Annotated in this window: 24 protein-coding genes and 2 pseudogenes; 3 read left to right on the top strand and 23 right to left on the bottom strand. The window is 65.4% G+C overall.

All coding sequences use genetic code 11. The annotated features are described in order from the left end of the window. The 5 genes from tatC to ACH107_RS08760 form a co-directional block, all read right to left on the bottom strand. Positions 1-900, bottom strand: coding sequence for a twin-arginine translocase subunit TatC (gene tatC / locus ACH107_RS08780; RefSeq protein WP_310690742.1), 900 nt, complete (start codon positions 898-900; stop codon positions 1-3). After that, positions 897-1,361, bottom strand: a complete 465-nt coding sequence (gene tatB / locus ACH107_RS08775) for a Sec-independent protein translocase protein TatB (protein ID WP_310690743.1) — start codon at positions 1,359-1,361, stop codon at positions 897-899. Before tatB ends, tatC begins: the two co-directional genes overlap by 4 nt. 14 nt (positions 1,362-1,375) lie before the next feature. After that, a complete protein-coding gene (locus ACH107_RS08770) occupies positions 1,376-1,591 on the bottom strand; it encodes a twin-arginine translocase TatA/TatE family subunit (RefSeq protein WP_310690744.1) in 216 nt (71 codons plus the stop codon). Positions 1,592-1,830: 239 nt separating this feature from the next. Then, positions 1,831-2,916, bottom strand: a complete 1,086-nt coding sequence (locus ACH107_RS08765; RefSeq protein ID WP_310690745.1) for an ABC transporter ATP-binding protein — start codon at positions 2,914-2,916, stop codon at positions 1,831-1,833. 73 nt (positions 2,917-2,989) lie between these two features. After that, complete coding sequence (locus ACH107_RS08760) at positions 2,990-3,769, bottom strand: SDR family oxidoreductase (protein ID WP_412505503.1); 780 nt, start codon at positions 3,767-3,769, stop codon at positions 2,990-2,992. Between the two features lie 36 nt (positions 3,770-3,805). Here ACH107_RS08760 and ACH107_RS08755 point away from each other — a divergent pair. Together ACH107_RS08755 and ACH107_RS08750 are read left to right on the top strand one after the other, a co-directional pair. Continuing rightward, positions 3,806-4,906, top strand: a pseudogene (locus tag ACH107_RS08755) (Hint domain-containing protein). Positions 4,907-4,955: 49 nt separating this feature from the next. Continuing rightward, complete coding sequence (locus tag ACH107_RS08750; RefSeq protein WP_310690747.1) at positions 4,956-6,551, top strand: peptide chain release factor 3; 1,596 nt, start codon at positions 4,956-4,958, stop codon at positions 6,549-6,551. Positions 6,552-6,593: 42 nt separating this feature from the next. Here the strand turns inward: ACH107_RS08750 and ACH107_RS08745 are convergent, their stop codons facing one another. Further along, positions 6,594-7,013: an OsmC family peroxiredoxin gene (locus ACH107_RS08745; RefSeq protein ID WP_310690748.1), complete on the bottom strand. Its 420-nt coding sequence runs from the start codon at positions 7,011-7,013 to the stop codon at positions 6,594-6,596. Between the two features lie 194 nt (positions 7,014-7,207). Here ACH107_RS08745 and ACH107_RS08740 point away from each other — a divergent pair, with 194 nt between their 5' ends. After that, on the top strand, positions 7,208-8,692 hold the full coding sequence (locus ACH107_RS08740; protein WP_310690749.1) for a DEAD/DEAH box helicase: 1,485 nt from the start codon (positions 7,208-7,210) through the stop codon (positions 8,690-8,692). A 56-nt stretch (positions 8,693-8,748) separates the two neighbouring features. Here the strand turns inward: ACH107_RS08740 and ACH107_RS08735 are convergent, their stop codons facing one another. From ACH107_RS08735 to ACH107_RS08655, 17 genes and pseudogenes are all read right to left on the bottom strand, one after another. Beyond that, positions 8,749-10,413: a ribonuclease J gene (locus tag ACH107_RS08735; protein WP_412505502.1), complete on the bottom strand. Its 1,665-nt coding sequence runs from the start codon at positions 10,411-10,413 to the stop codon at positions 8,749-8,751. A 2-nt stretch (positions 10,414-10,415) separates the two neighbouring features. Continuing rightward, positions 10,416-11,189, bottom strand: a complete 774-nt coding sequence (locus ACH107_RS08730; RefSeq protein WP_310690751.1) for a type III pantothenate kinase — start codon at positions 11,187-11,189, stop codon at positions 10,416-10,418. Between the two features lie 14 nt (positions 11,190-11,203). After that, positions 11,204-11,956, bottom strand: coding sequence for a biotin--[acetyl-CoA-carboxylase] ligase (locus ACH107_RS08725; protein WP_412505501.1), 753 nt, complete (start codon positions 11,954-11,956; stop codon positions 11,204-11,206). Beyond that, entirely contained in the window at positions 11,946-13,385 is a 1,440-nt protein-coding gene (gene nuoN, locus ACH107_RS08720; RefSeq protein ID WP_412505500.1) for an NADH-quinone oxidoreductase subunit NuoN, read from the bottom strand. The genes ACH107_RS08725 and nuoN overlap by 11 nt, the downstream gene beginning before the upstream one ends. Before the next feature lie 12 nt (positions 13,386-13,397). Continuing rightward, positions 13,398-14,939, bottom strand: a complete 1,542-nt coding sequence (locus tag ACH107_RS08715; protein ID WP_310690754.1) for an NADH-quinone oxidoreductase subunit M — start codon at positions 14,937-14,939, stop codon at positions 13,398-13,400. After that, complete coding sequence (nuoL, locus tag ACH107_RS08710) at positions 14,939-17,011, bottom strand: NADH-quinone oxidoreductase subunit L (RefSeq protein ID WP_412505499.1); 2,073 nt, start codon at positions 17,009-17,011, stop codon at positions 14,939-14,941. Before nuoL ends, ACH107_RS08715 begins: the two co-directional genes overlap by 1 nt. 6 nt (positions 17,012-17,017) lie before the next feature. Then, on the bottom strand, positions 17,018-17,323 hold the full coding sequence (gene nuoK / locus ACH107_RS08705; RefSeq protein WP_084863455.1) for an NADH-quinone oxidoreductase subunit NuoK: 306 nt from the start codon (positions 17,321-17,323) through the stop codon (positions 17,018-17,020). 2 nt (positions 17,324-17,325) lie between these two features. After that, entirely contained in the window at positions 17,326-17,934 is a 609-nt protein-coding gene (locus ACH107_RS08700) for an NADH-quinone oxidoreductase subunit J (RefSeq protein WP_412505498.1), read from the bottom strand. Beyond that, positions 17,931-18,329 (bottom strand): carboxymuconolactone decarboxylase family protein, encoded by a 399-nt coding sequence (locus ACH107_RS08695; RefSeq protein WP_412505497.1) that lies wholly within the window; start codon positions 18,327-18,329, stop codon positions 17,931-17,933. Before ACH107_RS08695 ends, ACH107_RS08700 begins: the two co-directional genes overlap by 4 nt. A gap of 85 nt (positions 18,330-18,414) precedes the next feature. Beyond that, a complete protein-coding gene (gene nuoI / locus ACH107_RS08690) occupies positions 18,415-18,909 on the bottom strand; it encodes an NADH-quinone oxidoreductase subunit NuoI (protein WP_310690758.1) in 495 nt (164 codons plus the stop codon). Position 18,910: 1 nt separating this feature from the next. Beyond that, positions 18,911-19,951, bottom strand: a complete 1,041-nt coding sequence (nuoH, locus tag ACH107_RS08685) for an NADH-quinone oxidoreductase subunit NuoH (protein ID WP_310690759.1) — start codon at positions 19,949-19,951, stop codon at positions 18,911-18,913. A 161-nt stretch (positions 19,952-20,112) separates the two neighbouring features. Next, positions 20,113-22,131: an NADH-quinone oxidoreductase subunit NuoG gene (gene nuoG, locus ACH107_RS08680; protein WP_412505496.1), complete on the bottom strand. Its 2,019-nt coding sequence runs from the start codon at positions 22,129-22,131 to the stop codon at positions 20,113-20,115. A gap of 171 nt (positions 22,132-22,302) precedes the next feature. After that, the gene (locus tag ACH107_RS08675) at positions 22,303-22,716 is read right to left on the bottom strand and encodes a DUF5333 domain-containing protein (RefSeq protein ID WP_412505495.1); all 414 of its coding nucleotides are present in this window, start codon (positions 22,714-22,716) and stop codon (positions 22,303-22,305) included. A gap of 188 nt (positions 22,717-22,904) precedes the next feature. Beyond that, positions 22,905-24,182: an NADH-quinone oxidoreductase subunit NuoF gene (gene nuoF / locus ACH107_RS08670; RefSeq protein WP_310690762.1), complete on the bottom strand. Its 1,278-nt coding sequence runs from the start codon at positions 24,180-24,182 to the stop codon at positions 22,905-22,907. Positions 24,183-24,219: 37 nt separating this feature from the next. Then, a complete protein-coding gene (locus ACH107_RS08665; protein ID WP_412505494.1) occupies positions 24,220-24,465 on the bottom strand; it encodes a DUF5337 family protein in 246 nt (81 codons plus the stop codon). Positions 24,466-24,472: 7 nt separating this feature from the next. Next, on the bottom strand, positions 24,473-25,213 hold the full coding sequence (locus ACH107_RS08660) for a hypothetical protein (RefSeq protein WP_412505493.1): 741 nt from the start codon (positions 25,211-25,213) through the stop codon (positions 24,473-24,475). Between the two features lie 216 nt (positions 25,214-25,429). Continuing rightward, positions 25,430-25,893 (bottom strand): annotated as a pseudogene (locus tag ACH107_RS08655) (hypothetical protein); the annotation flags it as partial.

Genomic DNA, 25,893 nt, shown 5'->3' with positions numbered 1-25,893 from the left:
TCACTTTTCCGGGTCCTCGTTGCTGCTGTCGTCGTCGGGATCGCCGACGTCCGGGTCGTCGTCGAACCACAGCCCTTCGGCACGCAGCTTTTCCTCGCGCTTGCGCTCGACCCGGGCAACCAGCTGGATCGATATCTCGTAGAGGCCGTAGACCACCACGAAGAGGATCACCTGCGTGATGACATCCGGCGGGGTCACGAGCGCGGCCAGCGCCAGGATGCCGACCACCGCGTATTTGCGCACCTGCCGCAGCCCCGGTGCGCTGACCAGCCCGGCCTTGCCCATCAGCGTCAGCAATACCGGCAGCTGAAAGCACAGCCCGAAGGCCAGGATGAACTTGATCGTCAGGTTAAGGTATTCTTGGGCCGAGCCCTGGAAGACCACCGAAAGGCCCTGCGAGACCTGGTCGTCCACGACCGCCTCGCCCGCCTGGCCGAACTGCTGGAAGCCCAGGAAGAAATCATAGGCCAGCGGCGTGACGACGTAGAAGGCGAAGGCCGCGCCCAAAAAGAACATGAAGGGCGAGGCCACGAGGAAGGGCAGGAACGCCCCCTGTTCCGACCGGTAGAGCCCCGGCGCCACAAAGCGCCACATCTGGTGCGCGATCGCCGGAAAGGCCAGCGCGAAGCCGCCCAGAAGCGAAACCTTGATCGCCACGAAGAAGCCTTCTTGCGGCGAGATGAAGATCAGGTCGCAATCCTGCCCGCGTTCGGACAGAACCTGGCACAGCGGATCTGTCAGGAAGTTGAAGATCGGCGTCGCCACGGTAAAGCAGATCACCATGCCTACCAGAAAGGCGGCGACCGAACGGATCAGCCGCGTGCGCAGCTCTGTAAGGTGCTCGATCAGAGGTGCGGCGCTGTCCTCGATCTCGTCGCCGGTGCTGTCGCCAGTGCTCATGCGCTGTCCTTCGTGGGGCCGGGCGCGGCCTCGCCGGTGTCCTCGGGCGGCTCGTCCGCGCCGTTCTCCATGGCTTCCTCGGCCTCGGCAGCCTCGCGGGCCATGCGGTCCTCCGCGACGCGCGCGGCGTTCTGGCGGATCTTCTCGGCCGCCTCCTTGCGCTCCTGCGAGAGGCGTTCCGTCTCGCCGCCGGGCTTCATCGCGGATTTCGCGGTGTTTTTGACGGCATCGCTGGCGCTCTTGGCCGGGTTGGCCGCGGCACGGATCGTCTTGTCGATGTCCCGCACGCCCGACTCGTCGGCCGCCGCGTTCATGGCCGAGGAAAACTCGCGCGCCATGCGCCGCATCTTTCCGGTGAACCGGCCAAAGGCACGGAACAGACCGGGCAGGTCCTTGGGACCGACCACGATCAGCGCCACGATTCCGATCACCAAAAGCTCGGTCCAGCCAAGGTCAGGCATGTCGCGTCAGCCGATCAGGCTTTGGTGTCTTCGTCTTTCGGGGTGACCTCGGAGGCCACCTCGTCGGACTCGGAGTCGAGTTCCTTCTTGCCGTCATCCACGCCCCTTTTGAAGGCGGTGATGCCCTTGCCGACCTCGCCCATCAGGGACGAGATCTTGCCGCGTCCGAAAAGCACCAGCACGACGACCGCGATCAGAAGAAGCCCCGGAAGGCCTATGTTGTTGAGCATGTCATCTCTCCACTCTGTGGGCCGATCGGCCCGCTTGTGTTCGTCAGCCCCGAGAATTAGGGGCTTATGGCCGCCAATGAAAGGCACAATCGCAGCATCTAACCGATTAATGCGGCATGGGCCCGGTTTTCAACCGGCCCGCCGCGCGGCAGGCCCCGCACCTGCTCTTATTGCACGGCCATGCGATTCGCGCCCGCCTTGGCGGTCGTGATGCGACCGCGCAGGCGCGATGGTGCCGGTCAGGGCGCATGCGGGAAGACAAAGCAGCGATCGCGCCGGATCATCAGCCAGAGCGCCGTGCCCGGTTTCGGCAGAAAGACCGAAGGCACCGCGGCGCGCAGCAGCGACCCGTCGTAGTCCATCCGGAATTCCACCAGGCTTTCCGAGCCCATGAAGCGCGCGCGTTCCACCACGCCTCGGGCCGGCGTGCCGTCCTCGGGGGTGGGGTTGGGGCCGCGCCCGTCGCGGTCGAAGTCGATCTTCAGGTGCTGGGGCCGGATCACGATGTCCAGCTCGGTGCCGTCTGGCGTGCCTGGGGCGAGGAACTGGCCGAAGGCGGTCTCGGTCAAGGCGTTGCGCGCGGTTCCGCGGATCACGTTGATATCGCTGAAGAAAGCCGCCGCTTCCTTGTCGACCGGGGTGTTGTAGATGTTGTAGGGTGCCCCGCTCTGGACGATATGCCCGTCCCGCATCAGGGCGATCTCGTCGGCCATGCGCATGGCCTCGGCCGGCTCGTGCGTGACCAGCAGCACCGCCGCACCTGCCTCTTTCAGCAGGTCGAGGGTTTCATCGCGGATGCCGTCACGCAGGCGGTTGTCGAGCCCGCTGAAGGGTTCGTCCATCAGCATGATCGAGGGTTTCGGCGCCAGGGCCCGGGCCAGGGCCACGCGCTGCTGTTCGCCGCCTGACAGCTCGTGCGGGTAATTGTCGGCGTAGGCCAGCATCCCGACCTTGTCCAGCTGCGCCTCGGCCTGACGGCGCAGGAGCCCGCGTTGGCCGCGCAGCCCGAAGGCCACGTTCTGCGCCACGCTCAGATGCGGGAACAGGGCAAAATCCTGGAACATCAGCCCGATGCCGCGGCGCTCGGGCGGCACGCGGTGCACCGTATCGCAGAGCAGCTGACCATCGGCCCAGATCTCGCCACTGTCCTGCATCTCGATCCCGGCGATCATCTGCAACGTCGTGGACTTGCCGCAGCCCGAGGGGCCCAGCAGGCAGGTCACCTGCCCCGGCTGCACCGAGAGCGACACGTCATCCACGACGCGCCGGCCCTGGTAGGCTTTCACCAGGGACTTGACTTCCAGCCTTGGGGTTTGCGGTGCCACCTGCGCCTCGTTATCCGACCGAAAAAATCGGGTATCCGGGCGCAGATAGCAACCCCGCGCCCGGGGGGCAAGGTCAAAGCGTGGCGTTCACCGCGCCGCCGTCCAGCAGGATGTTCTGGCCCACGATGAACCCGGCCTTGTCGGAACACAGGAAGGCACACATGGCGCCGAATTCCTGCGCGGTGCCGTAGCGGCGGGCGGGAATCGTGGCCTGCCGCTGGGTGCGGGCCTCCTCCATCGTGATCCCCTGTTGGTCGCTCACGCCCTTGTCCAGGCTGTCGGCCCGGTCCGTGGCGTGGATGCCCGGCAGCATGTTGTTGATCGTCACGCCGTGGGGGGCCACCTGCCGCGCGGTGCCCGCGACATAGCCCGTCAGCCCGGCACGCGCCGAATTGGACAGGCCCAGCACCGGAATCGGCGATTTCACCGATTGCGAGGTAATGTTGACGACGCGGCCCCAGCCCCGCTCCATCATGCCGGGCAACAGCGCCTTCATCAGGGCGATGGGCGTCAGCATGTTGGCATCCAGCGCGGCGATGAAATCGTCGCGGTCCCAGTCCGTCCACATCCCCGGCGGCGGGCCGCCAGCGTTTGTCACAAGGATATCAAATTCCTGGGCGGCGGCGAGCACGCTATCATGACCGTCGGGCGTGGTCACGTCAGCGGCCACGGTTACAACCTCCACCCCATGCGCGGTGCGAATCTCCTCGGCCGTGGCCTCCAGCGCCTCGGCACCGCGGGCATTAAGGATCAGGTTCACCCCGGCCTCGGCCAGCGCCTCGGCGCAGCCGCGCCCCAGCCCCTTGGAGGACGCGCAGACGAGCGCCCGCTTTCCCCGAATTCCGTAGTCCATCGGCTGTCTCCCTGTAATTCTGTGCCGTGTGACAAAATGGTCATGGATCCGACCGATCTTGACCATCTTTCACCGCGACCCTTATCCTCGTCAGGTCAGTTTAACCAGCAACAGATTTCAAGAGGTCTCATGAGCGCCCCCGCCAGCCAAACCATCCCGGTCTTTCCATGCGACGCTTTCCGCGTCATCGACGGCGTGGCCGAGGGCGACCCGATCTCGTTCCTGGACGAACTGGTGATGGACGATGTCTACCGATTATCACCGGACGCGCAGCGCTTGGCGCTGTCCTGCTCTTCGGACAAGGCACCCCGGGGGTTGCGGATCGAGGCGGGCTCCAAAATCGGCACGCCGGGCAACAAGCTCCACCTCGACTCCTGCCTGACGTTCATGGCCCAGAGCGGCACCACGCTCGATGCGCTGGTGCTGGTCGAGGTCGAAGGCGACGAGGCCGTCAATGTCTTCCTGCTGCCGCTGGCGCAACTGCATGCGGGACGCGATTACCGGCTGGTCAGCGCCGATCGCGACAGCGCCCCGGCCCGCTTTGGCGAGGTCGCTTTTGCCAGTTTCGCGCGCGGCACGCATATCACCCTGGCGTCGGGCGAACAGGTGCCGATCGAGCACCTGCAGATCGGTGACCGCGTGCTGACCCGCGACGGCGGCGCGAAGGCGGTGCGCTAGGCAGGTCATGCGACGTTGCGCGCCATGGGCGATTTCGCCCCGGTGGTGATCCGCGCGGGCGCGATGTGCAACACCCGCGACATGCTGCTGTCCCCCGAACACCGGCTGTTCATCGGCCAGCACCGTGACGCGATCGGCGTGGGCCGCTTCGAGGTGCCGGTCAAGGTGCGCCACCTGATCGACGGGGACACCGTCTATCAACAGGACGGCGGCTTCGTGGCGTACGTCCAGCTGCTCTTTGATGACCACCATATCCTCTATGCCGAGGGCATCGCCGCCGAGACCCTGCTGGTGGACAGCCACCCCCGCGCCGCCCTGCCCCGCGAGCTTGCCATGTGGCTGGGCGAGGTGCCGCCCGATCACGCGGCCCCCGCACATCTGTCCGACGAGGTGCAGGAAAACGAGGTACGCAGCCGCGACGCCCTGCGTCGCCTGCGCCCGGCGGCGTCGGCACAGTAAGGACGCGGGCCGCGTTGCCCTTCACACGCGCAGGGGCTATGGGGACGCCATGACAAACCGCCCCGATCTGCCCCCGGAAATCGCCCGCCGCCGCACCTTTGCGATCATCTCGCACCCTGACGCGGGCAAGACCACGCTCACCGAGAAGTTCCTGCTCTATGGCGGGGCCATCCAGATGGCCGGTCAGGTGCGCGCCAAGGGCGAGGCGCGGCGCACCCGCTCGGACTACATGCAGATGGAAAAGGACCGGGGCATTTCCGTCTCGGCCTCGGCCATGTCGTTCGATTACAAGGACTTTCGCTACAATCTTGTGGACACGCCCGGCCACTCGGACTTTTCCGAGGACACCTATCGAACGCTGACGGCGGTGGATGCGGCGGTGATGGTGATCGACGGGGCCAAGGGCGTGGAAAGCCAGACCCGCAAGCTCTTCGAGGTCTGCCGCCTGCGCGACCTGCCGATCCTGACCTTCTGCAACAAGATGGACCGCGAGAGCCGCGAGACCTTCGAGATCGTGGACGAGATTCAGGAAAACCTGGCCATCGACGTGACGCCCGCCAGCTGGCCCATCGGCACGGGCCGCGAGTTCATCGGTTGCTACGACCTGCTGCGCGACCGGTTGGAACTGATGGACCGGGCCGACCGCAACAAGGTGGCCGAGAGCATCGAGATCAACGGGCTGGACGACCCCAAGCTGGCCGAACACGTTCCCGACCACCTGCTCGCGCCCTTCCTGGAAGAGGTCGAGATGGCCCGCGAACTGCTGCCGCCCCTGGATGTGCAGGCGGTGCTGGACGGGACCATGACGCCGATCTGGTTCGGCTCGGCGATCAACTCCTTCGGCGTCAAGGAACTGATGGAGGGAATCGGCGACTTCGGCCCCGAGCCGCAGCCCACCAGCGCCACGCCGCGCCAGATCTCCCCGGAGGAACCCAAGGTCACCGGTTTCGTCTTCAAGGTGCAGGCCAACATGGACGCCAAGCACCGCGACCGGGTCGCCTTCGTGCGGCTGTCCTCGGGGCACTTCAAACGCAGCATGAAGCTGACCCATGTGCGCAGCAAGAAACCCATGGCGATCTCCAACCCCGTGCTGTTCCTCGCCAGCGACCGCGAATTGGCCGAAGAGGCCTGGGCGGGCGACATCATGGGCATTCCCAACCACGGGCAATTACGCATCGGCGACACGCTGACCGAGGGTGAGGCGCTCAAGGTCACGGGCATCCCCTCTTTCGCGCCCGAGCTGCTGCAAGGGGTCCGCGCGGGCGATCCGATGAAGGCCAAGCACCTGGAAAAGGCGCTGTTCCAGTTCGCCGAGGAAGGCGCCGCCAAGGTCTTCAAGCCGATGATCGGCGCGGGCTATATCGTCGGGGTCGTAGGCCAGCTGCAATTCGAGGTGCTGGGATCGCGGATCGAGATGGAGTACGGCCTGCCGGTCCGGTTCGAACCGTCACAGTTCACCTCTGCCCGCTGGGTCCATGGTCCGCGTGACGCCGTGGAACGATTCGCACAGGCCAACAAACAGCACATCAGCTACGACAACGACGGCGACGTGGTCTATATGACCCGCCTGCAATGGGATATCGACCGGGTCGAACGGGACTACCCCGAGATCACCCTGTCGGCGACCAAGGAAATGATGGTCTGACCCCCGGCGCGCCCGCCGTGGCGCGCGGGCCGGGGAACAGCCTCATCCGATCCGGGCCTCCATCGTGATTTCGCAATCCAGCAATTGCGAGATCGGGCAGCCGCTCTCGGCGGCCTTGGCGGCCTTCATGATGGTGTCTTCGTCGCCCGCCGCCGTGATGGTGACGTCGAGATGCGCCCGGACCACCCTGGGCCCCTCCTCCATCGAAAGGTGGATGGTCGAGGTCGCGTCGATCTCGTCGGGGACGATGTCGCTCTCGCCAAGGATATTGGACAGGGCCATGGCGAAACAGCCCGCGTGCGCGGCGCCGATCAGTTCCTCGGGGTTGCTGCCCGGGGCATCCTCGAACCGGGTGTCGAACCCGTAGGGCAGTCCCTTGATCGCCCCGCTCTGCGTGCTGACGGTGCCTTTGCCGCCCTGCAATCCGCCGCTCCAGACCGCGCTGCCGTGCTTCTTGATCATATCGGGACTCCTTATCCGTGTTTCCGTCTTCACTCTCACCAGATAGGGCGCATACCGTGGCCGTCGATTTCCTTGACCTTTGTCACGCCGCCGCGTATGCCGCTGCTACTAAAGACGCCCCGGCAATCCGGCCGGGCGGGCCGCGTGAGGATCTGCGGCCGTCTCCAACGCCGCGACCACGCGAAAGGCTTGCTTTGACGAAATTCTCCGACCTGAAACTCGATGCCAAGGTACTCAAGGCGATCGAGGAAACCGGCTACGAAACCCCTACGCCCATCCAGGCGGGGGCGATCCCCCCCGCGCTCGAGGGGCGCGACGTGCTGGGCATCGCCCAGACGGGCACCGGCAAGACCGCCGGTTTCACGCTGCCGATGATCACCATGCTCAAGCGGGGCCGGGCGCGCGCCCGCATGCCGCGCAGCCTGGTGCTGTGCCCCACCCGCGAACTGGCCACCCAGGTGGCCGAAAACTTCGACACCTACGCCAAGTATACCAAGCTGACCAAGGCGCTGCTGATCGGCGGCGTGAGCTTCAAGGAACAGGACCAGCGGATCGACAAGGGCGTCGACGTCCTGATCGCCACGCCTGGGCGCCTGCTCGACCATTTCGAACGCGGCAAGCTGATCCTGTCGGACGTCAAGGTCATGGTGGTGGACGAGGCCGACCGGATGCTCGACATGGGCTTTATCCCGGACATCGAGAAGATCTTCGGCCTGACGCCCTTCACCCGCCAAACGCTATTCTTCAGCGCCACCATGGCCAATGAGATCGAGCGGATCACCAACACCTTCCTGTCCAACCCCGCCCGGATCGAGGTGGCCCGCCAAGCCACGGCCTCGGAAACGATCGAACAGGGCGTTGTCATGTTCAAGGGCTCGCGCAAGGACCGGGCCGACAGCGAAAAGCGCAAGCTGCTGCGCACCCTGATCGACAACGAAGGCGCGGCCTGCAGCAACGCCATCATCTTCTGCAACCGCAAGACGGATGTGGACGCGGTGGCCAAGTCGCTCAAGAAACACGGCTATGACGCCGAACCGATCCACGGCGACCTAGAGCAATCGCAGCGCACGCGGACGCTGGACGGCTTTCGGGAGGGGACGATCCGCCTGCTGGTGGCATCGGACGTGGCCGCCCGCGGTCTGGATATTCCCGCCGTCAGCCACGTGTTCAACTTTGACGTGCCCAGCCATGCCGAGGACTATGTCCACCGCATCGGCCGCACCGGCCGCGCCGGGCGCTCGGGCAAGGCCGTGATGATCTGCGGGCCGCGCGACGAAAAGAACTTCGAGGCGGTCGAGAAGCTGCTGGAGAGGGACATTCCGCGGCTGGAGAACCCGCTGGCCATGGTGGCCCCCGCCCCCGAGGCCCCCGAAGAGACCCCGGCGGAAAAGCCCAAGCGCAGCCGCACGCGGTCGCGCCGCAAGACCGAGGCCCCCGCAGTCGACGCGGCTGCGACAAAGACCGCCGCGCCCGAGGCGGCCCCCGCGCCCGAGGCCAAGCCGGCGGAGGAGCCCCCCAAGGCTCAGCCGGCCCCCCGCCAGGACAAGAAACCCGACGGCCGCCCCAAGCGCAGCCGGGGTGGGCGTGGCCGCGAACAGCGCGACGGCGCCGTTGTCGGCATGGGCGACGATGCGCCCGAATTCATCATCAAGAGCTTTGACGAACGCCGCACCGGGTAGGATGGAAATTCCAGAATTTCCATCCCGCCGCGGTTCCGACGGGCATTCGCGCAACGCTAGCTCAGGCGGCTGACAACCACCGTCACTTCCGGCTTCTTGCCGATCTCGTTCTCGGCCGTGCGCCGGGTCAGCGTGCGCAGGTCTTTCTCCAGCACCGCGTCGTCGCGCAGCACCGCCGGCTTGGCCCGTTGCAGCCAGGCGCCGAGCGCGGTCTCGAGCGTTTCGGAGAGGTCCGCGTTGTTGCGCCCGGTTTCGGGCAGGCCCATCAAGTCGCACCAGGGATCGCCCAGCGGCTCGTTTTCCTCGTCGATGACAAGGGTCACCGTGACATGGCCGTTGAGCGCCATGCGGATACGGTCGCGGACAATGCCATCGAACTGACCCACCTGGGCACGGCCGTCCAGATAGACCCGGCCCGTCTCGATGAACTCGACCGGCTTGCCCGTGCCAAGATCCACCATGGTGCCATTGACCGCCAGCACACCGGGATAGCCCCCCTCGCCTGCCAGCTTGACCTGTTCGCGCAGGTGGCGGTGTTCGCCATGCATTGGGATCACCAGACCGGGCTGGCAGATTTCGTGCATGGCCTTCAGGTCGGGCCGGTTGGCATGGCCAGAGACATGGTAGCGATCCTGGCTGTCGTCGATCACGTCCACGCCCATTTCCGAGAACTGGTTCATGATCCGGATCACGCCGCGCTCATTGCCCGGAATGGTCTTGGACGAGAACAGGAAGGAATCTCCCTCTTTCAGCCGCAGCCCCATGTACTTGCCATTGGCAAGCTGGGCACTGGCCGCGCGGCGTTCGCCCTGGCTGCCCGTGACCAGCAGCAGAAGGTTCTCGCGCGGGATGTCCCTGGCCTCTTCCGGGGTAATCACCGACGGGAAATCATCGAGGATGCCGGTCTCCGAGGCCGCCTCGATCATCCGGCGCATGGCGCGGCCCAGCAGACAGACCGAGCGGCCCGCGGCCACCCCGGCCTGCGCGATGGTGCGCACCCGGCTGACATTGGAGGCAAAGGTCGTCGCGACGACCATGCCCGGCTGGGTCTTCATCAGGCCCTCGATCTCGGGGCCGATACTGGCCTCGGACCGGCCGGGATGGTGCGAGAAGACATTGGTGCTGTCACAGATCAGCGCCTTGACACCCGGTTCGGCCACTTGCGCCCAGAGCGCCCGGTCGAAGGGTTCGCCAAGGCCCGGAGTCTCGTCGATCTTGAAATCGCCGGTATGCACCAGCCGGCCCTGCGCGGTGTCGATCACCAGCCCCGAGCTTTCGGGGATCGAGTGGCTGATCGGAACGAAGCCCACGGTGAATGGGCCGGCCGTGACGCTATCCTCGGGCCAGGCGCCGGCGGTCCGCACGGTGGACTCGGGATGGCCGTGCTCGGCCATCTTGCGCCGGGCGATATTGGCGGTGAAGGCGCGGCAGTGGATCGGTGCGCCCAGCTTTTCCCAGTAGTGGCCCACGGCGCCGACGTGGTCCTCGTGGGCATGGGTGATGAAGATGCCCTCGATCCGGTCCTTACGGGCCTCCAGCCACGCGATGTCGGGGAAGATCAGATCGACCCCCGGCGTGGTGTCCATGTCCGGGAAGGTCATCCCGAGATCGACCACGATCAGGCGTTCGGCGCCCTCGGGTCCGCAGCCATAGACGTAGCAATTCATCCCGATCTCCCCCGCGCCGCCGAGGGGGAGGTAAATCATTCTGTCGCTGCTCATTGTCAGGTGGTTTCCTTGTTGTGGCGATGGATGACCGTCAGACCATGCATGGTCAGATCATCCTCGACCGTGTCAAATAGTGCCTCGCCGGTACTGAACAACGGGGCGAGGCCACCCGTTCCGATCACTTTCATGGGGCGCTCGTAGGCCCCCTTGATACGTTCGCAAATGCCGTTGACCAGCCCGACATAGCCCCAGAAGACCCCCGATTGCATGCAATCGACGGTGTTGGTCCCGATGACCTGGGCCGGCTTGGTCACGTCCACATGCGGCAGGGCCGCGGCGGCACTGTGCAGCGCCTCCAGGCTGAGGTTCACGCCCGGGGCGATCACGCCCCCGACATAGGCGCCGTCTTGCGCCACGACATCGAAGGTGGTGGCGGTGCCGAAGTCCACGACGATCAGATCGCCGCCGTGCCGGTCATGGGCCCCGGCCGCATTGACCAGCCTGTCGGGGCCGACCGAGGTGCCCGCATCCACGCGCGGCGGGACCGGCGGCTGGCAGTCGGGCTTGCCCACCACCAGCGGGCGGCAGCCGAAAAATCGGTCGGCGAAGACGCGCAGGTTGAAGACAACCCGCGGCACCGTCGAGGAAATGATGACATCCGTGATCTCGGGCTCGATCCGGTAGTGGTTCAACAGGGTCGAGAACCAGGTGAAATAGGCATCCGCCGTGCGGGCATGGTGGGTGCTGGTGCGCAGGGTGCAGAGGAACTCCTCGCCGTTCCACAGCGCGAAGACGGTGTTCGTGTTGCCGCAATCGATACAAAGAAGCATGGGGCCCTCGCCTGTCACAGGAACACCTCGGCGGCGGCGATATGCCGGAGGCCATGGGCTGTCCCGAGGACCAGATATCCGTTCTCGTCGACGGTTTCAAAGGTTCCGGTGATCTCTTCGCCGGTCAGGCGCGCGGTGATGAGCGCGCCCCGGCGGGCGGCGTGCTGCAACCAGGCCTCGCGGATCGGGGCAAAGCCGTAGGTGGCGAAGGCGGCCTCGCGCGCAGCATGGGCCGGGGCCAGATGGCCGAGAAAGTCCAGATCGCCGATGCTGACCCCGGTTTCGCCCCGCAGCGAGACGGGCGGCACTGCGCCCGGTTCCAGCGTCGCCGCGTCGGGCGCGGCAAAGAGGTTGACGCCCACCCCGATGGCGAGCCCGGCGACGCGGCCCTGAAACGTGACGCTTTCCAGAAGGATGCCCGCCAGCTTGCCGCCGGCCAGCAGCACGTCATTGGGCCATTTCAGCGCCAGAAGATCGGCCCGGCCCGTCACCGCAACCAGCGCGTCGTGCAGCGCCAGCGCCATGACGAAGGAGCGCAGCGCCACCGCACCCGGTGGACGGTCCAGCGGCATCACATGAGTGGCCGAGAAATTGCCCGGCGGATTGGCCCAGGCCCGGCCCCGGCGCCCGCGGGCGGCGGTCTGTTCATGGGCAAGAATCCAGGCGGGGCCGGGCAGCTCGGGAAAGCGGCGCGCGGCCTCGCTCAGGGTGCTGTCGGTGCGGGGAAGGACGATGCGTCCGACCCCGGCGGGCCACTTATCCTGCAAGGGCGCGCGCGGCCGCTTCGGCGATGGGTTCCACCCCGAAGAGGTTCACGATCCCCACCAGCATCACCACCGCCGAGGCCATGAGCAAAGACCAGAGCACCGGCGATCCATTGCGGTCGAGCGCCTCGTCGGTCGGTTTGCCGAAATACATGTAGAAGACGATGCGCAGGTAGTAGAAGGCCCCGATGACCGAGGCCAGAACCCCCAGGATCGCCAGCCAGGCCAGGCCGCCATCGACGGCCGCGCGCAGCACGTAGAGCTTGCCGAAAAAGCCCAGCATCGGCGGCACGCCCGCAAGGCTGAACAGAAGCACCATCATGGCCAGGGCCTTGCCCGGCTCGGCCCGCGAATACATGTTCAGCGCCGCGATATCGGTGACCGGGCGCCCGTCCTTTTCCATGGACAGGATGAAGGCGAAGGTGCCGATGTTCATGGCGATGTAGATGGTCATGTAGATCAGCATGGCCTGCACACCGAAGGCCGTTCCCGCGGCCAGCCCCATCATGGCAAAGCCCATGTGCGCAATCGAGGAATAGGCCATCAGGCGCTTGATGTCGGTCTGGCCGATGGCCGCGATCCCGCCGAGGAACATCGAGGCCACGGCCAGGAACGCCACGATCTGCTGCCAGTCGCCGACACTGCCGCCGAAGGCGTCGTGCACCAGACGCGCGAATAGACCCATGGCCGCCATCTTGGGCGCCGTGGCGAAGAAGGCGGTGACCGGCGTCGGCGCGCCCTCGTAAACATCCGGCGTCCACATGTGGAAGGGCGCGGCCGAGACCTTGAAGGCGAGCCCGGCCACCAGGAACACCAGCCCGAAGAGCAGCCCGAGCGAGACCCCGTCCGAGGTGGCTTCGATGATGCCCGAGAAAAGCGTCGTGCCTGCATAACCATAGGTCAGCGAGGCCCCGTAGAGCAGCAGCCCCGAGGACAGCGCGCCGAGAACAAAGTACTTCAACCCGGCCTCGGTGGATTTGACGCTGTCGCGCCGCAGCGAGGCGACGACATAAAGCGCGAGCGATTGCAGCTCAAGCCCCATGTAGAGCGCCATGAGATCCCCGGCCGAGACCATGACCATCATGCCGACCACGGAGAGCGCGATCAGAAGGGGATACTCGAAGCGCAGCAGGTCGCGCCGGGCCATGTAACTCTCACCCATCACGAGGACCGCCGCGGCGGAGGCCAGGATCACGACCTTGGCAAAGCGCGCATAGGCGTCATCGACGATCATGCCGCCGAAGGCCGCGGTGGTTCCCTCACCGGCAAAGCCGATCCAGAGGGCCAGCGCCAGGAACAGCGCCGCGGTGGTCCAGGTCAGCACCCCGGCCATCTTGTCCTTGCTGGTATAGACGGCCAGCAGCAGCGCCCCCATGGCATAGACCGCCAGGATGATTTCGGGAAGGATGGTGGTGAGATCGGCAGAGGTCATCGCGCGAAATCCTTACTGCTGGGCCATCATGGTGGTGGGCTCGAAGGCCGCTTGCGCGGTCGTGACCTGACCCACCAGCGCCTCGACCGAGGGGCCGATGATATCGGTGACAAGGCTGGGGTAGACCCCCAGCAGAAGGGTCATGACCACAAGCGGGGCGAAGATGCCGCGCTCGCGCGGGGTCATGTCGGTGATGGACTTCAGACTTTCCTTGATCAGGTCGCCCATCACCACCCTGCGATAGAGCCAGAGCGCATAGGCCGCCGAGAGGATCACGCCCGTGGTCGCCACGGCGGCAACCCAGGTGTTGGCCTTGAAGACGCCCATGAGGGTCAGGAATTCCCCGATGAAGCCACTGGTCCCCGGCAGGCCCACGTTGGCCATGGTGAAGAGCATGAAGATCAGCGCATAGGCCGGCATCCGGTTCACAAGGCCGCCATAGGCGTCGATGTCGCGGGTGTGCATCCGGTCGTAGATGACGCCCACGCACAGGAACAGCGCCCCCGAGATGAAGCCGTGCGACAGCATCTGGAAAATCGCGCCGTCGATGCCCTGCTGGTTCACCGCGAAGATGCCCATCGTGACATAGCCCATATGCGCCACCGAACTGTAGGCGATCAGCTTTTTCATGTCCTCCTGCACCAGCGCGACAAGCGAGGTGTAGACGATGGCGATGGCCGAGAGCCAGAGCACCAGATCGCCCAGAACCTCCGTCCCCACTGGGAACATCGGCAGGCTGAATCGCAGGAAGCCGTAGCCGCCCATCTTCAGAAGGATCGCGGCCAGCACAACCGATCCGGCAGTGGGGGCCTGCACGTGGGCGTCCGGCAACCAGGTGTGCACCGGCCACATCGGCATCTTGACCGCGAAGCTGGCGAAAAAGGCCAGCCAGAGCAGCGTCTGAAGCCCGCCGATGACCTGCACGCCCATGACGGTGATGGTCTCGGTCCCGAACGAATGGGTCAGCAGCGTCTCAATATCGGTGGTGCCCGACTGGTAGAACATGGTCACCATGGCCACCAGCATCAGCACCGACCCGAGGAAGGTGTAGAGGAAGAACTTGAAGGCCGCATAGATGCGTTCCTTGCCGCCCCAGATGCCGATGATGAGGAACATCGGGATCAGGCCCGCCTCGAAGAAGAGGTAGAACAGCACCAAGTCCAGCGCCATGAAGACACCCAGCATGAGCGTTTCCAGCAGCAGGAAAGCGATCATGTATTCCTTGACGCGGTGGGTCACGTTCCAGCAGGCCGCGATGGTGATCGGCATCAGGAAGGTGGTCAGCATCACGAAGAGCACGCTGATCCCGTCCACGCCCATCTTGTATTGCAGACCCAGCAGCCAGTCGCGTTCCTCGACGAACTGGAAGCCGGTATCGGCGGGGTTAAACCCGAAGAGGATGAACAGCGAGACCACGAAGGTCATGACCGTGGCGGCCATGGCCACCCACTTGGCGTTGCGCTGCGCCGCCTCGTCCTCGCCACGCAGGAAGATGGCCAGGATCACCGCCGCGATGGTGGGGATGAAGGTCGTGATTGTCAGAAGGTTGCCCATTACTCGACCCCCCCGGTGATCGTGACATAGGTGAGGATCAGCGCGAGCCCGATCACCATGGCAAAGGCATAGGTAAAGACGTAGCCCGACTGCCAGCGCCCTGCGAGCCGGGTGAAGAAGGGCACCACGCCCAGGGCCAGGCCGTTGATGCCGCCGTCGATGACGTTGCCGTCGCCACGCTTCCACAAAAAGCGGCCGATGATCCGCGCGGGGCGCACGAAGACGAGGTCGTACAGCTCGTCGAAATACCACTTGTTCAGCAGGAAGTCATAAAGCGGGCGCTGGTTCTCGGCCAGTTTCGCCGGTAGGTCCGGACGGCGGATATACATCTGATAGGCGGTGCCCAGCCCGATCAGCATGGCGAGGAAGGGCGCCAGCTTGACCCAGGTCGGCACGTAGTGCGCCTCGTGCAGGACGGTGTTCTCGGGGCGGATGAAGATGCCCGCCTCGCCCGGCGCGCTGTCCATGACATAGCCCAGTTCCGAGGCCTTGGGGCTGCGCTCGGCCACGGCCTCGACCAGTTCGGCGGTCGGTTCGCCGTACTGGCCGCCGAAGAAGTCCACCACCTCGTTGGTCTTGCCGAAGAAGCTGGAATACCAGATCGCCCCGGAAAAGATCGCGCCGATGGCCAGAACGCCCAACGGCACCAGCATGACATTGGGGCTTTCATGGGCGTGCTCATGGGTGTGCTGGTTGCCGCGCGGCGTACCCCAGAAGGTCATGAACATCAGCCGCCAGCTGTAGAAGCTGGTCATCAGCGCGGCCACCACCAGCAGCCAGAAGGCATAGCCGCCCGCGCTTCCGACATAGGCGCTCTCGATCACGGCGTCCTTGGAGGCGAAGCCGGCAAAGCCGATCCAGCCGGTCAGCGGGATGCCAACACCGGTGATCGCCAGCGTGCCGATCAGCATTGCCCAGAATGTCTTGGGCATCTTGTGCCGCAACCCGCCGTAATTGCGCATGTCCTGTTCGTGGTGCATCCCGTGGATGACCGAGCCGGCCCCGAGGAAGAGCATCGCCTTGAAAAAGGCATGGGTCAGCAGGTGGAACATCGCCACCGAGTAGACCCCCACGCCGGCGGCCACGAACATGTAGCCAAGCTGCGAGCAGGTCGAATAGGCGATGACGCGCTTGATATCGTTCTGCACCAGGCCCACCGTCGCCGCGAAGAAGGCCGTGCTCGCACCCAGGAAGACGATGAAGGCCTGCGCGTCGGGCGCGAATTCGTAGATCGGCGACATCCGGCACACCAGAAAGACCCCCGCCGTGACCATGGTCGCGGCGTGAATCAGCGCCGACACCGGGGTCGGGCCCTCCATGGCGTCCGGCAGCCAGGTGTGCAGGATCAACTGGGCCGATTTGCCCATAGCCCCGATGAAGAGCAGCACGCCGATCAGGTTGGCGGCGTTCCACTCGGCCCAGAGGAAGCGGATCTGCGTCTCGGCCAGGTCGGGAGCGGCGGCGAAGACATCGTCCAGCTTGATCGAGTCGACCAGAAAGAAGATCGCAAAGATGCCGAGGGCAAAGCCGAAATCGCCGACCCTGTTGACGACGAAGGCCTTGATGGCAGCGGCATTCGCGGTCGGCTTGCGGTAGTAAAAGCCGATCAGCAGGTAGGAGGCGACGCCCACACCCTCCCAGCCGAAGAACATCTGCACCAGGTTGTCAGCGGTCACCAGCATCAGCATGGCGAAGGTGAAGAACGACAGATAGGCGAAGAAACGGGCCTTGTAATGCTCGCCCTCCCGGAAGTTCTCGTCATGGGCCATGTAGCCGAAGGAATACAGATGCACGAGCGCCGAGACGGTCGTGATGACGATCAGCATGACCGCCGTCAGCCGGTCCATGCGGATACCCCAGGAGGTGTCAAGCGTGCCCGATTGGATCCAGCGCAGGATCTCAACATGCTCGGTCGTGCCGTCGAAAGTCAGGAAGACGATCCAGGATAGCAGCGCCGACAGGAACAGCAGCCCCGTGGCGACCCACTGGGCCGCCTGCTCGCCGATCATCTTCCAGCCGAAGCCCGCGACGATGGCCCCGACAAGCGGCGCGAAGAGGAGGATGGTTTCCATGTCGCCTTAGCCTTTCATCACGTTGACGTCTTCGACGTCGATGGTGCCCCGGTTGCGGAAGAAGCACACCAGGATGGCCAGCCCGATCGCGGCCTCGGCGGCGGCGACGGTCAGCACGAAGAGGGTGAAGACCTGCCCGACCATGTCCTGAAGGAAACTTGAGAAGGCCACGAAGTTGATGTTCACCGCCAGCAGCATCAGTTCGATGCTCATCAGCAGGATGATGACGTTCTTGCGGTTCAGGAACAGCCCGAAGATGCCGATCACGAAAAGCGCCGCGGCGACGGAAAGATAATGTTCGAGTCCGATCATGGTTACAGCCCCTGCCCCGGTTTGACGTCCTTGAGTTCCATGGCCTTTTGCGGGTCGCGGTACATCTGCGCAAGGATGTCCTGGCGGCGGATGTCCTGGCGGTGCCGCAGGGTCAGCAGGATGGCCCCGATCATGGCGACCAGCAGGATCAGCCCGGCCAGCTGGAACAGGATGAAATAGGTGTCGTAGATCAGTAGCCCCAGCCCGGCGGTGTTCTGCACACCCCCCTCGACCGGCGCGGCGAGGCGGCCCTGCGCGCCCTCGTCAAAGCCCCAGGCCCCGAAGGCGATGGCCAGCTGCATCAGCAGGATCACCCCGATGACCAGCGCCAGCGGCATGTATTTCGCCATCTCGGCCTTGAGCTGGGAAAAGTCGATGTCCAGCATCATGACCACGAAAAGGAACAGCACCGCGACGGCGCCGACATAGACGATCATCAGCAGCATCGCGATGAACTCCGCCCCCAGCAGCACAAAAAGCCCCGCCGAGCTGAGAAAGGCCAGGATCAGCCAGAGGACCGAGTGCACGGGATTGCGGCTGATGACGGTCATCAGACCGCCCACAAGCGTCGTGGTCGCGAAGGCATAGAATGCCAGAACCATGGGTGTCATGTGTCACCGTCCTTTTCCATCACGTCCGAGGCGAGGTCCATCGCCTTGGTCATTGCCGGAACGCCGCCGAAGAGCCCACCCAGGGCGATGGTTTCGGCCACTTCCTGTTGCGTGGCGCCCGCCTCGATGGCGTGGCGCACCGTCATCCTGATCTGCGCCTCGGCCTGGGCGCCCATGATCGTCAGCCCCTGGAGCGTCAGCAACAGGCGCGTCTTGGACTCCAGCCCCTCGGGGTTCAGACCCTTGCCCATGGTCGCTTCCATCAGGTCGCGCGGCATGGTCGGAAAGAGCGTCTCGAAGCCCTTGGGTGTGAAGGGCTCGACCGACGGGTTTAGCGTTCTCGCCCAGTCCTGCCCGGCCTTCAGCATGGCCTCGAACGGGGTGTCACCGGTCATGGGGCACCTCCACCCTGCCGCGCCTGCGGGGCGGGGCGGCGCTCCGTGGACGGAGCGCTCGCGGCTGAGAGGAAAGCGCGAGAAATCATCGGTACGGCGCGTCCAGTTCGAGGTTGCGGGCGATCTCGGCTTCCCAGCGGTCGCCATTGGCCAGCAGCTTTTCCTTGTCGTAGTAGAGTTCTTCGCGGGTCTCGGTCGAGAACTCGAAATTCGGCCCCTCGACAATCGCATCCACCGGGCAGGCTTCTTCGCAGAAGCCGCAGTAGATGCACTTGGTCATGTCGATGTCATAGCGCGTGGTCCGGCGGCTGCCGTCCTCGCGCGGCTCGGCGTCGATGGTGATCGCCTGCGCGGGGCAGATCGCCTCGCACAGCTTGCATGCGATGCAGCGTTCCTCGCCGTTGGGATAGCGGCGCAGGGCGTGTTCGCCGCGAAACCGCGGGCTGAGCGGGCCCTTTTCGTGCGGGTAGTTGATCGTCTTCTTGGGCGCCAGGAAGTAGCGCATCCCCAGCTTGAACCCCTTGAAGAAGTCCTGCAGCAGGAAATACTTGGCCGCCCGCGTGTAATCCATCGTCGTCATGTCAGCCCCCCATCGTGTAACGGGCCCAGAAGGCACCGAAGATTTCGAACTTGGCCAGGAAGGCCACCAGCACGACCCAGCCAAGGCTGACCGGCAGGAAGACCTTCCAGCCCAGCCGCATCAGCTGGTCATAGCGGTAGCGCGGCGTGATCGCTTTCACCATGGCGAAGATGAAGAAGAAAAAGCCCATCTTCAGCAGCAGCCAGAAGATCCCGTCGGGCAGCCCCGGAATGGGCGACAGCCAGCCGCCGAAGAACATCAGCGAGACCAGCGCGCACATCAGCACCACCGACATCAGCTCGCCGATCATGAACAGCAGGAACGGCGTCGAGGAATATTCCGTCTGGTAGCCCGCCACCAGTTCCGACTCCGCCTCGGGCAGGTCGAAGGGCGGGCGGTTCGTCTCGGCCAGCGCCGAGATGAAGAACAGGAAGACCATCGGGAAATGCGGAAGCCAGTACCAGTTGAAGATGCCCCAGGCGCCGTCCTGCGCGGCGACGATATCGCCAAAGTTCAGCGATCCGGTCGAGAGGATCACGCCCACGATGATCAGGCCGATCGAGACCTCGTAAGAGATCATCTGCGCCGCCGAGCGCAGCGAGCCGAGGAAGGGATACTTCGAGTTCGAGGCCCAGCCGCCCATGATCACGCCGTAGACCTCGAGCGTGGAGACGGCGAAGACATAGAGGATGGCCACGTTGATGTCTGCCAGGACCCAGCGGTCGTTGAAGGGGATCACCGCCCAGGCGATCACGGCCAGCACGAAGGTCATCATCGGGGCCATGAGGAAGACGATCTTGTCCGCCCCGGCCGGGATCACGACCTCCTTGAAGATGTACTTGATGAAGTCGGCAAAGCTCTGGAGCAGGCCGAAGGCGCCGACCACGTTGGGCCCGCGTCGCATCATCACCGCGGCCCAGACCTTGCGGTCGGCCAGCAGCAGGAAGGCCAGCGCCGTCAGCAGCGGAACGAGCACCAGAAGGCACTGGCCAAGAACCAGCAGCACGATACCCAGATTTGTAGTAGTGAAGAATTCGACCATGGTTGTCCCCTCAGACCGTCGGGCTGCCGTGTCGCGCGCAATCGGCGACGGCAGCCACGGAGTCAATCGTTCCAAGCGCATCGGACGGGCCTGCAGGGGCCATATGGTTTGCCCGCCCCGCCCGCACCATTGCCGCTATGAGCCCCGCGCGCGTCATACCCTCACTCCGCCGCCATGGGGGCCTCGGCCCGGGCCTTGGCCTCGGACGAGAGCTGCGCCATCAGCTCGCTGGCCCGGGCGATCGGGTTCGTCAGGTAGAAGTCCTTGATCGCATTCTGGAAATCTCCCTTGCCCAGCGGGCCGGGCGCGAGCGGGGCCCAGGCATTTTCCGGCACCTCGTCGACCTGTTGCAGGTGGGGCACCTCTGCCACAAGCGCCTGGCGCAGCTGCGCCAGCGAACCCCAGGGCTGGGTCGCGCTCACCTCGGCCGAAAGCGCGCGCAGGATCGCCCAGTTTTCCTTGGCCGCGCCCGGCGCGAAGCCGGCGCGCAGGGCCAGCTGCGGGCGGCCCTCGGTATTCACGAAGAGGCCCTGTTCCTCGGTGTAGGCCGCACCCGGCAGGATGACATCGGCGCGATGCGCGCCGCGGTCACCATGGCTGCCCTGGTAGATCACGAAAGCCCCCTCAAAGATGTCCACCTCGTCCGACCCGAGGCTGTAGACCACGTCGGCGCCTTCGATGTCATCCATGCCGCCCGGGGCCACCGCGCCCACGTCCATCGCCCCCACGCGGCCGGCAGCGGTGTGCAGGACCAGCAGCTTGCTGTCGGTCTCCTCGGCCAGTTGCATGGCGGCGGCCAGCACGGCAGCGCCATCCTCCGCGCGCAGGGCGCCCTGGCCGACGATGACAAGGCTGGACGCCTCTTTTACGGCACCATGGTCCTTGCCCAGCAGGCTTTCCAGCGCGGCGCGGTCGGTGCCCACATGGGCGTGGTCATAGGTCAGGTCCGCCGCTTCGCCGACAAGGCCGATCTCGGCCCCGTTCAGCCAAGCCTTGCGGATGCGGGCGTTGAGCACGGGCATCTCGTTGCTCGGGTTGGTGCCGATCAGCTGGATGAATTTCGCGTCGTCGATATCCTCGATGGCCGCGGTGCCGACATAGCCCGAGCGGTTGCCCGCGGGCAGTTTCGCGCCGTCGGTGCGGCATTCCACGACACCGCCCTGCCCTTCGATCAAGTGCTTGAGGCCATAGGCGGCTTCGACCGGGGCCAGATCACCCACCAGCCCGGCCAGCTTCTTGGCGCCCTTGATCTTCTCGGCGGCCACCGACAGGGCCTCGGGCCAGGTCGCGGCGCGCAACTTGCCGTTCTCGCGCACGTAAGGACGATCGAGCCGCTGGCGGCGCAGTCCGTCCCAGACAAAGCGCGTCTTGTCGGAAATCCATTCCTCGTTCACGCCGTCATGGTTGCGCGGCAGGAAACGCATGACCTCGCGGCCCTTGGTATCCACGCGGATGCTGGCCCCCATGGCATCCATCACGTCGATGGATTCCGTCTTGGTCAGCTCCCACGGGCGGGCGGTGAAGGCATAGGGCTTGGAGACCAGCGCGCCCACCGGGCACAGGTCGATGATGTTACCCTGAAGGTTGCTGTCCAGCGTCTCGCCCAGATAGGCGGTGATCTCGGCATCCTCGCCCCTGCCGGTCTGGCCCATCTGATGGATGCCCGCGACCTCGGTCGTGAAACGCACGCAGCGGGTGCAGGAAATGCAGCGCGTCATATGCGTCTCGACCAGCGGGCCGAGATCGAGATCGTCCACCGCGCGCTTGGGCTCGCGGTAGCGGCTGAAATCGACGCCATAGGCCATGGCCTGGTCTTGCAGATCGCACTCGCCACCCTGGTCGCAGATCGGGCAATCCAGCGGGTGGTTGATGAGCAGGAACTCCATCACCCCCTCGCGGGCCTTCTTGACCATGGGCGAATTGGTTTTGACCACGGGCGGCTGACCTTCGGGGCCGGGGCGCAGGTCCTTGACCTGCATCGCGCAGGAGGCGGCGGGCTTGGGCGGGCCGCCCACGACCTCGACCAGACACATGCGGCAGTTGCCGGCGATGGACAGGCGTTCGTGGTAGCAAAAGCGCGGGATCTCGATTCCGGCCTCTTCACAGGCCTGGATGAGGGTCATGGCCCCCTCAACCTCGATTTCGTGATCGTCGATGATGACCTTGCGCAGATCGGACATGGGCATTCCCCTATCGCCTTTGCGTCCCGGGCGGCCGTCACCGGCCCGGGGCGGTTGCGGTGCGTTCTAACGTGACACAACATAGTATGCCAGCAGGAACAGGCCAAAAAGCCCGGGAAAAATCAGGCACGGCGCGGGGTCATACCCGATTGGTTTTATCGGGATTTGATCCTACCGCAGCAGCCGCCCGATCTGGCTGTCGGCGGCCATTTCACGCCGCCCCACCCGGCAATAGGTTCCGGGCTGGCCCTTGACTGCGCCCATCTTGGCCAACCGGGCGCGGGCGATCCCTTCCAGCCGGTCCGCCTCGGCGTCATTGTCGACATAGGCATCGACCTCATCGCGGCTATAACCGAGGCTCCGCGCGTGCTGGCGCAACGACATCAGGAACCCAAAGCCGCGCAGGCGGCGGGCCTGAAGGCTGGGGCAGACCTCGCTGATCTCGTGGGCGATGCCGGTGGCGATCAGTCCCTCGGTGACTTTGGACACCTCGCTCAAGGGCGGGCGGGCCACCAGCGGCGTGGCCACAAGCGCCAGGGACAGGGCCAGGGCAGACACCGGGCGAAGACAGGAAACAGCGGACATTGCAGCGCACCTTCTCAAGATTGCCGCCCAGAGGTCGGCCCTGTGCCGGTGATATGCAATAGCACCAGCGGCGTGGGCGCAGGTCTCGGCGGATCAGGGCTCAGGCCTGCGCTTGTCCGAGCACGCCCCAGCAAAAGGAAAAGGCGGCCCCGGGGCCGCCTTCGCAGGGTCACAGGCCGCGTGGCGCCTTACTGCGCCGCGATGGCCTGGCCCTTGACACGATCCTCGATCTCGTCGCGGAAGTTGCGGATCAGGCCCTGGATCGGCCAGGCTGCGGCATCGCCCAGCGCGCAGATCGTGTGGCCCTCGACCTGCTTGGTCACGTCCCAGAGCATGTCGATCTCCTCGACGCTGGCGTCACCCTTCACCAGGCGCTCCACCACCCGCATCATCCAGCCGGTGCCCTCGCGGCAGGGGGTGCACTGACCGCAGCTTTCGTGCTTGTAGAAGGCCGCCAGCCGCCAGATCGCCTTGATGATGTCGGTGGACTTGTCCATGACGATCACCGCGGCGGTGCCCATGCTGGACCCCTTTTCCTTGAGCGCGTCGAAATCCATGATCGCGTCGCGCATGTTCTCACCGCGCACGCAGGGCACCGAGGACCCGCCGGGGATCACCGCCTTCAGGTTGTCCCAGCCGCCACGCACGCCGCCGCAGTGCCGGTCGATCAGCTCCTCGAACGAGATGCTCATCTCTTCCTCGACGACGCAGGGGTTGTTCACATGGCCCGAGATGGCAAAGATCTTGGTGCCCGCGTTGTTCTGGCGGCCCATGCCCGCGAACCACTCGGGCCCGCGGCGCAGGATGGTCGGCACCACGGCGATGGATTCGACGTTGTTCACGGTGGTCGGGCAGCCATAGACCCCGGCCATGGCCGGGAACGGCGGCTTCATCCGGGGCATGCCCTTCTTGCCTTCGAGCGACTCCAGCAGGGCGGTTTCCTCGCCGCAGATATAGGCCCCGGCGCCGTGGTGCAGGTAGAGGTCGAAATCCCAGCCCGACTGGGCGGCGTTGCGGCCCAGCAGCCCGGCGTCATAGGCTTCGTCGATGGCCGCCTGCAGCGCCTCACGCTCGCGGATGTATTCGCCGCGGATGTAGATGTAGCAGGCATGGGCGTTCATCGCGAAGCTGGCGATCAGGCAGCCTTCGATCAGCGTGTGCGGATCGTGGCGCATGATCTCGCGGTCCTTGCAAGTGCCCGGCTCGGATTCGTCGGCGTTGACCACGAGGTAGGACGGGCGCCCGTCGCTTTCCTTGGGCATGAAGGACCACTTCAGCCCCGTTGGAAACCCCGCACCGCCACGCCCGCGCAACCCGCTGGCCTTCATCTGGTCGATGATCCAGTCGCGCCCCTTTTGCAGGATGCCGGCGGTGCCATCCCAATGGCCCCGCGTCTTGGCGCCCTTGAGCGTGCGGTCGTGCATTCCGTAGAGGTTGGTGAAAATGCGGTCTTTGTCTGCGAGCATCGGCGGGTTCCCTATCCTGCCCCGGCGCGGGGCACCGTCATTTCTGCCTGGTCTTCTGCCAGAGTTTGTAGGTGACAGCCAGACACCAAATGAACCCCGCCAGCGCGAAGAGCGTCAGCAGGACGGCAAATCGCGGGGCGAGGCCAAGTGTACCGGTGATCGCCGGGGCGAAGACCGACAGCAGTGCCGAGGCAACCATGACAAGGGCAATCCGACGCCCCTTGGCAGCGATTTCGGCGCGGTCCGGATCGATGTCGCGGGGGTCGTGATCGTGGTCTGGCACGGTCGTCCTACTGGCTGTCTGTCTTGCTGTCCGACTCGGGCATGGCCGAAAGCGTCACCGACTCGCCCTTTGACCCGGATTTAGGCGTGTAGGCGGTGGTTTCCACCTTCTCGCGCGCAGCGGGCGACTTTGCCGCGGGGGCCTTCGCCTTTCTCGGGGCGGCCGCCTTGCCGCCGCCCTGCTTGGGGGACGGCTCGGTCCCGGCCTTGGGGGCCGCCGGTTCCGCTGCCGGCTTGGCGGATGTCTTCGCGTCAGCCTTGGCGGCCGGCTCGGCAGACTTGGGTGCCGGTTTGGCAGCCTTCGGTGCCGGTTTGGCAGCCTTGGCCGCCGGTTTGGCGGAGGTCTTGGCGGCAGGCGTTTTTGCGGCGGGCTTGGTCGTCTCGGTCGCCGCGGCCTCTGGCGCGGCGGCAGGTTTCGTCGCTTCGGCCTTCACCGCAGGCTTGGGCGCCTCTGTCTGCGCGGCCGGCTTGGCCGACTGTGATTTCCCGGCCGGCGTCGCACTGTCCGCTTTCGCCTTGGGCTTGGGCGCTTCGGCCTTGGCAGCGGCCTTGGGCGCCTCCACCTTTGCAGCAGGTTTGGGCGCCTCAGCATTGGGCGCTTCGGCCTTCGCGGCAGTCTTTGACGCCTGCGTCTTGGCCGCCGGGGCCTTGGCCGTGGGCGCAGCTTTCGGCGCGGGCATCGACGCCGGACGCAGAGCGACCATCGTGGGCGCAACCACCCATTTCACCATGCTGGTCTGGCTTGCCATCATGGCCGCCACGGGGGCGGTGGACTGAAGCCCCAGGCGCATCATGGCGCCCGGCAGCCTTGTCAGGCTTTCGGAGGAGAACATCGCAAAAATCCTTTCCGGACCCGCGGGGCGGGCCCACTTGCATGATCCGCGCCGATCCTCCCCGATCGGTGCTCTAAAAAGAGGCCCACGTCACGCCGGGCACCCTGATTGTTGCACTGCAGCATCCATCTTTCAATAGACGTCGCCCTTTTTCACCTTGTCCGAGAATTCGGTTGCCCCGCCCTGGGCCAGAACCTGCGCCTGGGCGACCCAGTCGTCACGGGATACCCGGCCCTTGAAGCCCTGCAGGTTGTCGTCGAGCCAGGCAACCTCGTCCGCGGTCCAGCCGGCAATCTGATCGAAGTGATAGACGCCCATTGAGTTGAGCAGCTGTTCCAACTTGGGGCCCACCCCCTTGATCTGCTTGAGATCGTCGGCCCCGCCGTCGCGCGGGGCGCGCAGCATCTCGGGCTTGGTCGACTGCCCGGTGGTGTTGCCACCATCGGTCCTGGCCTCTTCGCCCGCGGCCTCGACGGCCTCGGGCGTCGGCTTGGGCATGGTTCCACGCTGAAGCAGGTTGTGTTCCAGCGCGTTGGCCGCCCACCGGGGGACCTGACCGAGCCAGACTGGCCGAAGATGGCATCTGAGATGAAGCG

The organism is Roseovarius halophilus (ex Wu et al. 2025) (assembly GCF_047086965.1).
The sequence above is the reverse complement of the archived record's forward strand: the minus strand, read 5'-3'. Positions and strand labels throughout refer to the sequence as shown.